Origin of the sequence: Nonomuraea sp. NPDC048901, from assembly GCF_040649695.1 — a bacterium.
Classification (GTDB): domain Bacteria; phylum Actinomycetota; class Actinomycetes; order Streptosporangiales; family Streptosporangiaceae; genus Nonomuraea.
Genome location: NZ_JBEZFW010000003.1, coordinates 484,451 through 497,455, shown reverse-complemented (window position 1 = coordinate 497,455; position 13,005 = coordinate 484,451). Strand labels below are relative to the sequence as shown.

Below are 13,005 nucleotides of genomic sequence, written 5' to 3'. Positions count from 1 at the left end.
GTCGCCATAACCCGTCAGCGTCCTGTCAGTGGCAGCGCATGTCGAACCCGGCTTCGTGATATCCGTCGAAGAACTCCACGATGACGCCCTTATACCCGTCCCGCCATGATCCGCTCGGGTTGACGTACACGGTGCCGGAGAGCTCGCGACCCTCGACACCCTCGACCACAGCGGACTCGTAGTAGCGCGCGATCTCGGCGTCCGGCAGCTTGGTGAGCAGAGACATGCGGACCAGATAGTCGCAATGATTGCTGTTGCCGGACTGAATACCCACTGTGCCCTGCACGCTGGGATCGCCTTGCTCCGTGTCTGTTGGGAGCGGGAGCATGCTCACCCGCTCCTCCAGCCGGGCCAGCCTCTCGTCGTTGCGCCACTCGGGGACCTTGAACACCAGGGCGTAGGCGACGACGGAGGCGAGGAGCGCCAGGCACACGAAGAACGGCCACCTGCTTCGCTGTTTCGGTAACGCCTCTGGGGCCGCCTCGATCAGCACCATGCCATCCTCCAGAACGCTCGTCGGGTGATCACCATTCAACAACCCGCACCGGTGGTTGCGCGGATGCCGCAAGGACACGGCCGAGCCGGGGCGCCTGCCGACCACTGTCAATGAGTTCAACGGCGACGGCGAGCCGATCGAGACCGAGGAGCCCTGCGGCCAGCGACCCCAACCCGGCTATCGCCTGGCCGGGGTGCCGGACAGCCCGGCGGCGTAGTCGGGATGTCGTCGAGAAGCGCGCGATGAGCCGCTGAACCGAGCCTGAGCTGGGCTCTCGGAAGGGCTGAACCTGCTGGTCATCCAGGCCGACCTAAGCGCGTGCGTACCGGGGCGGCACGGGCGCGTACGGGTTCAAAGGGCGATGGGGCCGAGGTCACGGGCGGTCTCGGCGAAGTCCCTGATCAGGGTGGTCTCGGTGGCGGTGCGCCAGATGAGTGCCCAGCGGGCCAGGGGGGCGTCGCGGATGGGCACGTAGATGTGGTCGGGCCGGGCGTAGTAGCGAATGGAGTGTGCGAAACACGGTGAGACGGCCTCGCCGTTCGAGAGGAGGGGGATCATCTCGGCAGAGGTGGTGACGGTGGGGCCGACCCGAATCGGACGCCCACTGGGCGTGTGGGTGGGGACAAGCCAGTCGCGCCAGTAGTCCGGCCGGGCTCCGCCGAAGACGATCTCGTCGCCGAGGTCTTCGTACGACACCGATTCCCGCTCGGCCAGCCGGTGGCCGGGGCCGACCACGAGCACGACCGGTTCGGTGCAGACGACGGGGCCTACGGTGAGGTCGCTCTCCCGGACGGGTAACCAGGCGATCAGCAGGTCGATGTCTCCGGAGCGCAGCAGTCTGAAGGGATCGGCGAAGCCGGCGTAGCGGAGTTGGAGGTCGCATTCGGGGTTGCGGCTCTTGAATGCGTCGAACAGCGGGCGCAGGTCCTGGGGGTTTTCGTTGACCATGCCCAGGCACAGCACGTTCGACTTGCCGCGGGCGGTCAGGGCGGCGCGTTCGATGCCGTCTAGCAGCCCGCGGTACATCGGCTTGAGGTCATCGAAGAGCTGCTGTCCGATGGGGGTGAGCGCCACGCGGCGGTTGTCGCGTTCGAACAGGGCGGCGCCGACGCGGCGTTCCTGCTTCTTGATCGCCTGGCTCACGCGGGCCGGCGTCACGTGCAACCGTTCCGCCGTACGGCCGAAGTGCAGCTCTTCGCAGAGGGTCAGGAAGATCTCGATATCGCGAAGTTCCGCACGGCCCCGTTCGTTGTTTAGTGAGAGGTTAAGGCACGGTACCGAATCCGGCGTTGTCGTCGCGGATGGCCTGGCGGCACGCTGGTCGCGTGAACATCATCGCTTCCGCGGTGACGCTGAACGTTGACGACGTGGCGGCGTCCAGTGCTTTCTTCACCACCCACCTGGGCTTTCACGAGTCGGTGGCGAATGGGGCATATGCCTGTCTTGTCCGGCCGGACACCACCGCCGACATCGTGCTGCAACTGCGAGAAGCCGGAGAGCGGCCCGCGACCGGGGTCGTGGTGACCTTCACCGTCACCGACGTCGCCGCCGAGCACGACCGGCTCGTGCGTGAGGGGGCCGCCGTCAGCGTGCCGCTGCGCAAGGAGCCCTGGGCGGAGCGGCTGTTCGAGTTGACCGACCCCAACGGCATCGTGGTCCGGCTCGTCGAATGGGCGGCGCCGGCCGGCGCCTGAGCGCCATGGCCGTGGCCAGGCATGCGGCAGAGCCCGGCAAGACCAGTAGAGCAATCCACACCGGACTGAGTGCCGTGTGCGCAGAGCAAGAACACATACCCGAAAGGACGTTGAGACATGTCAAAGATCGCCAGCTGGGACATGAAAGGCAACTGGCAAAGCACGGGCGCTTGGGAGACCCAGGGACGCTGGGAAGAGCACCAGCGCGCCCAGCTGTCCAAGGCGGGGCTGCAACGGATGCGTGAGGTGCTGAGCGGCCACGTCGCGTCCGGCGCGGTTCCCGGCCTGGTCGCGCTGGTCAGCCTCGGAGACGACACGCACATCGAGGCGATGGGCACGATGCACGTGGGCGGCGCCGAGCCGATGCGGCGGGACACGCTCTTCCGGATGGCGTCGCTGACCAAGCCGGTCACGGCCACGGCGGTGATGATCCTCGTCGAGGAATGCCGGCTGCGGCTGGACGACCCGGTCGACGAATGGCTGCCCGAGCTCGCGAACCGCCAGGTGCTCGCCCGGATCGACGCCCCGCTGGACGAGACGGTGCCCGTGGCCCGGCCGATCACCGTACGCGATCTGCTGACCTTCACCTTCGGCTTCGGGGTCGTGCTGGCGCCGCCGGACACGTACCCGATCCAGACCGCGATCCGCGAGCTCGGCCTGGACACCACCTCGCCGGACTTCGGGCCGGAGGAGTGGATCCGGCGGCTCGGGACACTGCCGCTGATGCGTCAGCCGGGCGAGCTGTGGCAGTACCACGTCGGGTCCGACGTGCTCGGCGTGCTCGTCGGCAGGGTGACCGGGCAGTCATTGGAGGAGTTCGCGCGCGAGCGGCTGTTCGGGCCGCTCGGTATGAAGGACACCGGCTTCCATGTGCCCGCCGACCAGATCCACCGGCTGCCCACCAGCTACGCGCACGACCCCGAGACCGGCGAACCGGTGGTCTGGGACGAGGCCGCAGGCGGGAAGTACAGCCGCCCGCCGGTTTTCCAGGCCGGCGGCGACGGGCTGGTGTCGACCGTCGAGGATTACCACGCGCTTTACCGGATGCTGCTCAACAAGGGGACCTTGAACGGCGAGCGGATCCTTTCCCCGGCCTCGGTCGCGCTCATGACGATGGACCACCTGACGCCGGAACAGAAGGCTGAGAAGGACGCCTTCGGCGACCACTTCGGCCGGCACGGCGGCTTCGGCTTCGGCATGGCGGTCCGCACCCACCGCCGCGACCTGGCCTCGCCGGGCCAGTTCGGCTGGGACGGCGGCCTCGGCACCACCGCGTACGCCGACCCTGCCGAGGACCTCGTCGGCATCCTGCTGACGCAGAGCGCGATGGACTCCGTCCACACGCCCCGCCTCCACCGCGACTTCTGGACCACCGCCTACCAGACAACCGGGTAAAGCCCCGAATGTGATTCAGGTCATGGAATGAGTGTGCACTTCGGCCAGGAGCGTTATCGGCACGGTTCCTATCGTTGGTCCATCAGAGCAGTCATGACCATCGAAAAGGAAAACGTCATGTCGATTAAGCGCCGGATGTTAATCCTGGCCGCAGGCGCTGCCGCCGCCGGTACGATTCTCGCCGGATCTGCCACCGCCGCCAATGCCGCACCCTCGCACACCATTAAAACGTTGGCGAACATCTGCGTCAGCGCTCCCGTCATCGGGACCACGTGCGCCCCTCTCAGCCCGCCGCCGGTCAATGTGCTGGACTCCGGCCGACCCACTGCGGTCAATGTGCTCCAAGTAACGTCCGGCGCGTTCACCGGAAAGATCGAACTCAAGGCCCAGATCGACGCGGCAGGCGTCGTCCGCCATCAGCTCGTTTCCGCGCGGCTGCTCCAGAACGGCAGCCTGGTGGCCAGCCCGCTCTCCACCTCGCCTACGATCGTCCAGCCCATCGGCGGCCCCACCAACCTTGCCGGAGGGACCATCAGCGGGTCGGGAGGCAGCATGGTTTTCGGGGCCAGCACCGAGATCCTCAATTGAAGCCCAGCCATACCGGCTGACGCAAAGGCTTGTCGGACGCGGTTCGACCCTCGCCGTCTGACCGTGGAAACGCCCGTGCGTCAGCGGGCGGCGAAGTCCTGCGTCCAGTAGAGCTGTCCCTGCGCGTCCTTGGCCGCGCCCACCCCGATGAGGGTGTACGAGCAGTTCATGATGTTCTGCCGGTGGCCGGCGCTGTTCATCCAGGTTTTGACCACCTCGGCCGCCGATCGCTGACCCATGGCGATGTTCTCGGCCCAGGCCGAGCCGGTGAAGCCGGTCGCGCGCATGCGGTCGACCATGTCGCGGCCGTCCTGAGAGTCGTGGTCGAAGTAGTCGTTCTTCGCCATGTCGGCTGAGTGCCCGAACGCGGCCTTGCGCAGCCGCGCGTCATGCTTGAGGGGGTGGCAGCCGCCCTTGGCCCGCTCGGCGTTGGCCAGCCGGACGACGTCGTTCTCCAGTGCCGTGCCGACGGACGTGATGGACGCCTTCCTCTCAGGAACCGTCGGCGCCTTCGTCTCCCGCGTTGCGCGGCTGGGGGTGACGCACGTCAGCCGTACGGCCTTGGACCTGGCGGTGCCGCCCCGGTAGTCCGTGGCGACCGCGTAGTACGTGCCCGGCGCGCAGGGCAGTTGCAGGGCGATGCGGCCCTTCCTGGTGGCGCCGCTCTTGACCACCGGATCGGCGCCGGGGACGGCGCGCATGACTCGGATGCGCAACAGTGCCGGGTGCACACAGCCTTGGCGGGTGGCCGAGGTCCGGATCCTGAGCGCGGAGACGTCCGGCCTGACCGCGTTCACGTGGCACTCGTCCGATCCAGGGGTCGGCCGGGGAGCCGGCTGTGCCGGCGTCGACGCCAGTGCCGCGCCGTCCGCAGGCGCGGTCGCCTCGGGCACCGCTCCGGCCGCTCCGCCCGGCGGCAGGTCGGCGGACGGGGTGCAGGCGGCGAGGCTGGCGACGGCGGCGAGTACCCCCAGGGGTCTCAGCATGGGTTCCTCCAGTGGCGGAGCGGCTGGTGGTCCCGCATTCTGTCGCCCCATTACCGGACTTGTCACGCAAAACTGGACATTTCCCCTTGTGATTAATGTCAAGCGATTGGCCAGCACCCGCACCGGTGCCGTCACGCCGTCAAGGCGCCCCACACTGCCTGCCCGATGCACATGACCAGGCTGACGACCACGACGAGACCGGTCAGGGAGAAGATCACTCCGGCCCTGGACGGTTTGCGGATCGGCAGGTCGTCGCCCAGCAGTTGAGCGATCCTGGCCTCGGCTGCGCCGTCGAAAGCCGCGGCTGTCGCCGGTGCGGGGCCAGCGCCGTCCATCCGGGTCAGCGCCCGTGCCACCGCCTTGGCGCCCAGCCGGTCGATCGCGGCCCGGTCGGCTGACAGCTCGGCCCGTTCGCTCTGCCGCCCGAACCACCATCCCGCCAAGGGCAGGAAGAACAGAACGTCAGCGGCGGCGCGGAGCATGAGACGGCGCAGCGGGTCACGGCGCCGCGCGTGTGCGGCCTCGTGGACGAGGATCGCGTCGAGCTCTTCGGCGGGGATCGCCTCGGCGGCCCCGGCGGTGAGGTAGAGGCGTGGCCGCAGCACTCCGGCGCAGAAGGCCGCCGGATTCGCACCGGCCAGACAGACGACACCTGGAACGCCGCTTCGCCGTATCGCGCCCTCAAGACCGGCCGGCTCGGCCGCCCGCGGGAGTGCGGCCAGACTGCGGGCGGCGGCGACGCCGAGCCAGGTGGCGCGGGCGGCGACAGCCAGCAGGCTCGCCCCGGCCACGACGGCGATGGAGACGAGCCAGCACTGGGCCATCGTCATCCCGGCGGAAACGCTGGGGTGCCACACCAGGCGGACGCCTGTCAGTCCGGCCAGCGCTGCCAGGCCGATGCGGTTGTGCCGCCACAGGTAGACGATCACTCGGTCAGCTCCCGCAGGCGGCGCCGCTGCTCGGGCGACAGGCCGTCGAGGTGTGCGGCGAAGGCGGCCAGTGCGGCGTCGCCGTACTTGTCCACGAAGCCCGCGGCGGCCTGACGGCTCGACTGGGAGAGGAACTGAGCGGGCGTGACCGCGGCCCGGTATTCATGGGCGCGGCGACCCGGCTCGGCGTGAGCCGCCAGCATTCCCTTGTCGGCCAGCCGTCGCAACGTGGTCATCACGGTGGTGTAGGCCAGCTCCGGCACCAACCCCTGCACGTCCCGGACCACGAACGGCTCAGTGACCGCTCCCGTCCACACGGCCCGCATGAGCCGCCCCTCCAGCGGGCCGAGAACGGCGACCGCCCGATCCAGTTCATCCTGCACGACGTCATACTACTATCCACTGTGAGTACTATCTTTAGATAGTAGATCGTCCGATTCGAGGAGCTTCTATGTCGCACACCGAACATGCGTCTGTCGCCAACCCCGAGCAGGCCAAGGCGTGGAACGAGGGCGACGGCCGGCACTGGGTCGCCCACCGGGATCGCTACGACGAGATGATGAAAAGGATCAGTCCCCACCTGTTCGAGGCGGCCGCCATCGCCCCCGAGGACCACGTGCTCGACATCGGGTGCGGAAGCGGCCAGACCACCTGCACGGCCGCTCGGGGCGCGCAGGACGGCCAGGCACTCGGCATCGACCTGTCCGCTCCCCTGCTGGAGGAGGCCCGGCGCCGAGCCAAGGGCGAGAACCTCGGCAACACGCGCTTCGAACAGGCCGACGCACAGGTTCACCCCTTCGCCGCGGCGAGCGTCGATGTGGCGATCAGCCGTTTCGGGGTGATGTTCTTCAACGATCCTGTGGCGGCCTTCACCAACATCGCACGGGCGACTCGCCCCGATGGGCGTCTGGCGTTCCTGTGCTGGCGGAAACCGCTCGACAACGAATGGATCACCGAACTGGGCGCGGTCCTGGCCTCGTACGTCCCCCTGTCCGGTTCCCTCGACAACGACGGCCCGGGGCCCTTCTCCCTGGCGGCATCCAGTCGGATCACCGATCTCCTGCGCACAGTCGGCTACACCCAGATCAGCGTGGACCCTGTGGACGAGCCCATGAGACTCGGGGACGACGTGAACGACGTGCTGGACTTCGTCTCCCAGATGGGCCTGGTCAGCGGCCTGCTCGAGAAGGCCGACGAAGAGACGAGAGTCAAGATGCTCGACGCCCTCCATGAGCGCCTCGCCTCGCACGAGACGGCGGCCGGAGTCTTCCTCAGGAGCGCGGCCTGGCTGGTCACCGCTCGACGTCCCAGATGAGCTCCCGGTATTGAGATCAGTGAGAGGTGAGATGGATGGAATCGAGGCCACGCGACGAACGGTTGCGCCGCTACTGGGACAAGCAGTCCGGCTCCTACGACAAACAGATGACCTTCCTCGACCGGAAGGTGTTCGGAGACACCCGTTCGTGGATCTGCGGGCAGGCCGGCGGCGACACCCTTGAGGTCGCCATCGGGACGGGCCTGAACCTCCCCCTCTACCCGGAGGACGTACGGCTGACCGGCATCGATTGGAGCCCGGCCATGCTGGACATCGCCCGGCGCCAGGCCGCCTCCCTGGGCCGGGAGGTGGACCTGCGTGAGGGGGATGCTCAGGCGCTCGACTTTCCGGACGAGAGCTTCGACACGGTTGTCGGCACCTTTTCCCTTTGTGCGATCCCTGATGATCGGCGAGCGATCGCCGAGATGGTGCGCGTACTCCGACCCGGCGGCGTTCTGCTGCTCGGTGACCATGTGGCCGCGTCAGCGTGGCCGGTCCGGGCGGCTCAACGCCTGATCGAACTGGTGACCGTGCCCCTGGGAGGCGAGCACTTCCTGCGCCGCCCCATCGAGCGGCTACCTGATCACGGCCTGACCGTTGAACGTCACGACCGGTTCAAGCTCGGCATCGTCGAACGGTTGGCCGCCCGGAAACCTCCCGGGTGACCAACGTACGGCTATGAGACGGCGGACACCGGGATGTCCGTAAATTTGGCGCCTTCGCAGGCCAACCACCACCAGAAGCTGTCAATTACCCCCTCCGATCAGGAGGGATGCAAAATTACCCCAGGGGGGTACTTGACGCTTCGGACATAATGGCCCACCGTATACGCCATGGACATGTAAGCCCCAACCTGGGGATGTCCACGGTTCACGGGGGTTTAGAGCCGGGCGACTGCTGCATGACAAGGAGCCCATGGTGGCGAAGAAGATACGTATTCAACCCCTGCTGGCGGCAGGCCTGTCCACCGCCCTAACGATCACCCTGTCGGCGTGCGGCCACAGCTCCGCGGACGCCGCCGACCTCCTGCAGCGGGTCAAGGAGTCCGGCACCCTCCGGGTGGCCCAGACGCAGGCCAATCCGCCGTGGAACTTCCTGGACGGCGGCAAGCCCGCGGGCTACGACGTCGACGTGGCCAACGAGCTCGCCAAGCGGCTCGGCATCGCCAAGGTCGAGTTCGTCGCCTCCAACTACCAGAGTTTCATCGCGGGCGTTCAGGCTGGCCGGTTCGACGCCGTCGTCGCCGGTCAGACCATCACCCCGGAACGTGCCAAGCAGGTGGACTTCTCCCGCCCGTACGAGGTCAACGGGATCTCGATCTTCGTGGCCGACGCCAATTCCGACATCACGGGGCTGACCGACCTCCAGGGCAAGAAGATCGCGGTGACGGCCGGAACCACACAGGCGGCCTTCGCCAAGAAGAGCATCGCCGACGCCGACATCAAGACCTACGACAACGCCACACTCGGGCTGACCGAGGTGGCGCGGGGGCGGGCCGACGCCGTGCTGGCGTCACGGTTCCAAGGGGCGTTCCTGGCGGCGAAGAACAACCTGAAGGTCAAGGCCGCAGGGCCGCTGCTCGAATCGGAGGTCAACGGGATCTCCTTCGCGAAGGGCTCGGTGAGCTTCAAGCAGGCCGTCGACAAGGCGCTCAACGACATGATCGCTGACGGCACCCTGACCGCCATCTCCCGCAAGTGGCTGGGCGGTCTCGACATGACGCAGGAACTCGCCAAGGTTCCGGCGAGCTGAGCAGGGAAGGTACTCATGGATCTGCTGGTCGACTCCTTTCCCGATCTCCTCACCGGCCTGGTGATCACCCTTCTCCTCGGTGTGGTCTCCTTCATCCTGGGCAGCCTCCTCGGGGCCGCGATCGTGCTGGCGAAAATCTCCGGCAACCGCGTCCTCTCCGCCGTGGCGACCGCGTACGTCTCGGTCTTCCGCGGCACGCCGCTGCTGATCCAGATCATGATCATCTACTTCGGGCTGCCACAGATCGGCCTGGAGATTCCGCCCATCCCGTCGGCGATCATCGCCTTCACCCTGTTCACCGCCGCCTACCTCAGTGAGAACTTCCGCGCGGGCATCCTCGGCGTCGACAAGGGACAGTGGGAGGCGGCGGCCTCGATGGCCATGCCATACGGGAAGACGCTGCGCCGCGTCATCTTCCCCCAGGCCATCAGGATCGCCCTGCCGCCCGTGGGCAGCCGGTTCATCGCCCTGATGAAGGACACCTCCCTGGCCTCCGCGGTCACCGTGGTGGAGCTGACCAGGGTGGCCGAGGGCATCGGCACCTCCACCTTCCGCTACATGGACGCGCTGCTGATCGTCGGACTCATGTACTGGATGATCAACACCCTCCTGCAGGTCGGCCAGCAGGCTCTCGAACGCCGGATGAGAAAGGCCTACGCATGACCAGCTCAGAACCCATCGTGAGCGTGCGCGGGCTGACCAAGCGCTTCGGCGACAACGAGGTGCTCAAGGGCATCGACCTCGACGTGCGGCCGGGCGAGGTCGTGGTGGTCATGGGCCCGTCCGGCTCCGGCAAGACCACCCTGATCCGCTGCCTCAACCTGCTGGAAGAGCCCGACTCCGGCACCGTCCGCCTGTGCGGCAACCACGTCGACTGCGGCACGCGCCAGGGCGGGCGTCGCGCCAGGGCCGCCCGGATCCGCGAGATCCGTCGGCATTCGGCGATGGTGTTCCAGCAGTTCAATCTCTTCCCGCACCTGACGGCGCTGCAGAACGTCATGGAAGGCCCGATCTCCGTACGGAACGTGCCCCGCGCCGAGGCGACCGAGCTCGCCCGGCGGCTGCTCGCGCTGGTGGGCCTCGGCGACAAGTGCGACTGCTACCCCGCCACGCTGTCCGGCGGTCAGAAGCAGCGCGTCGCCATCGCCCGTGCACTGGCGATGGAGCCGCAGGTCATCCTGTTCGACGAGCCCACCTCCGCGCTGGACCCCGAATTGCACGCCGAGGTCCTGCAGGTCATCCGTGACCTGGCCGGAAACGGGATGACCATGGTCATCGTGACGCACGAGACCGCCTTCGCCCGCGATGTGGCCGACCGGGTGGTGTTCATGGACGGCGGGAACGTCATCGAAGAGGCTCCCCCGCAGCGCTTCTTCACCGCGCCCGCACATCCCCGCGTACAGGCGTTCCTGCGCCTCATCGGCCCTTCGCACAACGGCCGCCCCTCACTCGAGAACGTGGAGCGAACATGATCGACCTCGCACGGGCCCGGGAGCTGACCCCGGGCACCGCGAACACCGTCCATCTCAACAACGCCGGAGCCTCGCTGCCCTCCACGGCCGTACTGGAAGCGACTGTCGGGCATCTGCGCCTGGAGGCGGAGATCGGCGGGTACGAGGCGGCCGACCGCGCCGCCGACCGCGTCGAGGCGGCCTACGACTCGGCCGCCCGGCTGCTGAACTGCTCCCGCGACGAGATCGCGATCGTCGACAGCGCGACCCGCGCCTGGGACCTGGCCTTCTACGCCATCCGGTTTCGCCCCGGCGACCGGATCCTCACCAGCAAGGCCGAGTACGCCAGCAACTTCATCGCCTACCTGCAGGTCGCTCGCCGCCATGGCGTGAGCGTCGAGGTGGTGCCCAACGACGGACTCGGCCAGCTCTCCGTCGACGCGCTGCGGGTGATGATGGACGAGCGCGTACGCCTCATCTCCGTCACCCACATCCCCACCAACGGCGGCCTGGTCAACCCGGCCGCGGAGATCGGCAAGATCGCGGCCGAGGCGGGCGTGCTGTACCTGCTCGACGCGTGCCAGTCGGTGGGCCATATCCCCGTCGACGTCGAGCAGATCCGCTGCGACATGCTGTCCACGACGGGGCGCAAGTACCTGCGTGCGCCCCGTGGGACTGGCCTGCTGTACGTCCGGCGGGCCGTACTCGACCAGCTCGATCCCCCCTTCCTCGATCTGCGGTCCGCCAAGTGGACGGCGCCCGGCCGGTTCGAGATCCAGCCGGGCGCCCGCAGATTCGAGAACTGGGAGTACGGCGTGGCGGGCCGGGTCGGCCTGGCGACCGCCGTCGAGGAAGCCCTCGCCTGGGGCCTGGACGACATCCGCGACAGCGTCTACCTGCTCGGCGAGACCCTGCGCGAACGGCTGGCGGCCGTTCCCGGCTGTACCGTGCGGGACGTCGGCGCCGAACGCTGCGGCATCGTGACCTTCACTCTTGACGGTGTCACGGCCGACACGATCAAGGCCTTCATGGCGGAGCGCCGGATCAATGTCAGCGTGTCGCGAGCTCCGTCAACGCTCCTCGACATGACCGACCGCGACATCTCCGAACTCGTCCGAGCGTCGGTCCACTACTACAACTCCGAGGAGGAACTGGACCTCTTATGCGAGGAACTGACCCGGCTCAGTGCATGACGTGAGACCGCCCGGGCACGCATGAAGATCCCTTCATCTGCTATGCCATCTAGTAGCGAATATTCAGCAGTTGCTAGATTTGTGCAAAAGCGATGAAGGGCTCCCATGCAGACCAGCAGCCGACGATTCACCCGGACCGACGTCCTACGCCTGATCCCCCTGCTCGGCGTGGTCGCCGCTCTCCACGTCGCGGGGTTCGGGCTGTTCGCCTACTACAACGCCCAGCCCGCCTACCACAACCTGACCGACGGCCGCGGCCAGCTCGTCTTCGCCTCCGCCGCCGGGATCGTCTACCTGCTCGGCATGCGCCACGCCTTCGACGCCGACCACATCGCCGCCATCGACGACACCACCCGGCTCCTGCTGCAGAAGGGCCGGCCCTCGCAGGGCGTGGGGCTGTTCTTCTCGCTCGGCCACTCCACCGTCGTGCTGGCACTGTCGGTGGCGGTCGCGTTCGCCACGCAGGCGGCCGTGCGGTTCCAGAGCTCGTTCGCCGACATCGGTGGCATCATCGGCACGACCGTCTCAGGCGCCTTCCTCTACCTGGTGGCCGGGCTGAACCTGGTCATCTTCGCCGGCATCTGGAAGATGTGGCGACAGGTACGCCAAGGTGCCTACGAACCGGAGCGGCTCGAACGCCTGCTGGCCGAACGCGGCCTGCTGAACCGCCTGCTCAAAGGCCGCTACACCCGGCTGATCAGCGCCGGCTGGCACATCTACCCGGTCGGCCTGCTGTTCGGGCTCGGCTTCGACACCGCCACCCAGGTCGGCCTGATCGGCGTCTCCGCCGGAGCGGCCGCGGGCGGTCAACTCCCTCCGCTGGCCATCATCTCGCTGCCGTTGATCTTCGCCGCGGGCATGTCGCTGTGGGACACCCTCGACGGCGCGTTCATGGCCCACGCCTACAACTGGGCCTTCAGCAACCCGCTCCGCAAGATCTACTACAACCTCTCCACCACCGGCCTGTCCATCTTCGTCGCCTTCGCCGTCGGCACCGTCGAACTGCTCGGTATCCTCGCCGACCAACTCGGCCTGGCCGACCGTCAGCCGTGGGCCGCTCTTGCCGCCATCGACCTCAACACGATCGGGTACGGGATCGTCGGCGTCTTCCTCCTGACCTGGCTGGGCAGTATCGCGTACTGGAAGCTCGCCAAGCTCGAACAGCGGTACGCCCAACCGGTGACCGCCGAAGCCGACCTCCGATGA

The 13,005-nt window shown here is 67.7% G+C and carries 16 protein-coding genes; 11 read left to right on the top strand and 5 right to left on the bottom strand.

Features of this window, described 5'->3' with window-relative positions:
• Positions 1 to 25 precede the first annotated feature (25 nt).
• Positions 26 to 496 carry a hypothetical protein gene (locus AB0C30_RS11800; RefSeq protein ID WP_357942322.1) on the bottom strand — a complete coding sequence of 157 codons (471 nt, stop codon included), beginning with the start codon at positions 494 to 496 and terminating at the stop codon, positions 26 to 28.
• A 55-nt stretch (positions 497 to 551) separates the two neighbouring features.
• Here AB0C30_RS11800 and AB0C30_RS11795 point away from each other — a divergent pair, with 55 nt between their 5' ends.
• Positions 552 to 713, top strand: coding sequence for a hypothetical protein (locus tag AB0C30_RS11795; RefSeq protein WP_357942320.1), 162 nt, complete (start codon positions 552 to 554; stop codon positions 711 to 713).
• Positions 714 to 847: 134 nt separating this feature from the next.
• On the opposite strand, the gene AB0C30_RS11790 is transcribed toward AB0C30_RS11795, so the two are convergent.
• Positions 848 to 1,717 (bottom strand): LysR family transcriptional regulator, encoded by an 870-nt coding sequence (locus AB0C30_RS11790; protein ID WP_357943102.1) that lies wholly within the window; start codon positions 1,715 to 1,717, stop codon positions 848 to 850.
• A gap of 104 nt (positions 1,718 to 1,821) precedes the next feature.
• Between AB0C30_RS11790 and AB0C30_RS11785 the strand changes: the two genes are divergently transcribed.
• From AB0C30_RS11785 to AB0C30_RS11775, 3 genes are all read left to right on the top strand, one after another.
• Entirely contained in the window at positions 1,822 to 2,190 is a 369-nt protein-coding gene (locus tag AB0C30_RS11785) for a VOC family protein (RefSeq protein WP_357942318.1), read from the top strand.
• A gap of 117 nt (positions 2,191 to 2,307) precedes the next feature.
• A complete protein-coding gene (locus AB0C30_RS11780; protein ID WP_357942316.1) occupies positions 2,308 to 3,585 on the top strand; it encodes a serine hydrolase domain-containing protein in 1,278 nt (425 codons plus the stop codon).
• Between the two features lie 93 nt (positions 3,586 to 3,678).
• The gene (locus AB0C30_RS11775) at positions 3,679 to 4,173 is read left to right on the top strand and encodes a hypothetical protein (RefSeq protein ID WP_357942314.1); all 495 of its coding nucleotides are present in this window, start codon (positions 3,679 to 3,681) and stop codon (positions 4,171 to 4,173) included.
• Positions 4,174 to 4,253: 80 nt separating this feature from the next.
• Here AB0C30_RS11775 and AB0C30_RS11770 read toward each other — a convergent pair whose 3' ends face one another.
• From AB0C30_RS11770 to AB0C30_RS11760, 3 genes are all read right to left on the bottom strand, one after another.
• A complete protein-coding gene (locus tag AB0C30_RS11770) occupies positions 4,254 to 5,159 on the bottom strand; it encodes a CAP domain-containing protein (RefSeq protein WP_357942312.1) in 906 nt (301 codons plus the stop codon).
• A gap of 131 nt (positions 5,160 to 5,290) precedes the next feature.
• Entirely contained in the window at positions 5,291 to 6,088 is a 798-nt protein-coding gene (locus AB0C30_RS11765; RefSeq protein ID WP_357942310.1) for a M56 family metallopeptidase, read from the bottom strand.
• On the bottom strand, positions 6,085 to 6,471 hold the full coding sequence (locus AB0C30_RS11760; protein ID WP_357942308.1) for a BlaI/MecI/CopY family transcriptional regulator: 387 nt from the start codon (positions 6,469 to 6,471) through the stop codon (positions 6,085 to 6,087). The genes AB0C30_RS11765 and AB0C30_RS11760 overlap by 4 nt, the downstream gene beginning before the upstream one ends.
• Before the next feature lie 68 nt (positions 6,472 to 6,539).
• Between AB0C30_RS11760 and AB0C30_RS11755 the strand changes: the two genes are divergently transcribed.
• From AB0C30_RS11755 to AB0C30_RS11725, 7 genes are all read left to right on the top strand, one after another.
• Positions 6,540 to 7,403, top strand: a complete 864-nt coding sequence (locus AB0C30_RS11755; RefSeq protein WP_357942306.1) for a methyltransferase domain-containing protein — start codon at positions 6,540 to 6,542, stop codon at positions 7,401 to 7,403.
• A 35-nt stretch (positions 7,404 to 7,438) separates the two neighbouring features.
• Positions 7,439 to 8,068, top strand: a complete 630-nt coding sequence (locus tag AB0C30_RS11750) for a methyltransferase domain-containing protein (protein WP_357942304.1) — start codon at positions 7,439 to 7,441, stop codon at positions 8,066 to 8,068.
• 250 nt (positions 8,069 to 8,318) lie between these two features.
• Positions 8,319 to 9,155, top strand: coding sequence for a transporter substrate-binding domain-containing protein (locus tag AB0C30_RS11745; RefSeq protein WP_357942302.1), 837 nt, complete (start codon positions 8,319 to 8,321; stop codon positions 9,153 to 9,155).
• 15 nt (positions 9,156 to 9,170) lie between these two features.
• Complete coding sequence (locus tag AB0C30_RS11740; RefSeq protein ID WP_357942300.1) at positions 9,171 to 9,818, top strand: amino acid ABC transporter permease; 648 nt, start codon at positions 9,171 to 9,173, stop codon at positions 9,816 to 9,818.
• A gap of 14 nt (positions 9,819 to 9,832) precedes the next feature.
• Positions 9,833 to 10,627: an amino acid ABC transporter ATP-binding protein gene (locus tag AB0C30_RS11735; RefSeq protein WP_357943100.1), complete on the top strand. Its 795-nt coding sequence runs from the start codon at positions 9,833 to 9,835 to the stop codon at positions 10,625 to 10,627.
• Positions 10,624 to 11,799, top strand: a complete 1,176-nt coding sequence (locus tag AB0C30_RS11730; RefSeq protein ID WP_357942298.1) for an aminotransferase class V-fold PLP-dependent enzyme — start codon at positions 10,624 to 10,626, stop codon at positions 11,797 to 11,799. The genes AB0C30_RS11735 and AB0C30_RS11730 overlap by 4 nt, the downstream gene beginning before the upstream one ends.
• A gap of 105 nt (positions 11,800 to 11,904) precedes the next feature.
• Positions 11,905 to 13,005: a HoxN/HupN/NixA family nickel/cobalt transporter gene (locus tag AB0C30_RS11725; protein WP_357942296.1), complete on the top strand. Its 1,101-nt coding sequence runs from the start codon at positions 11,905 to 11,907 to the stop codon at positions 13,003 to 13,005.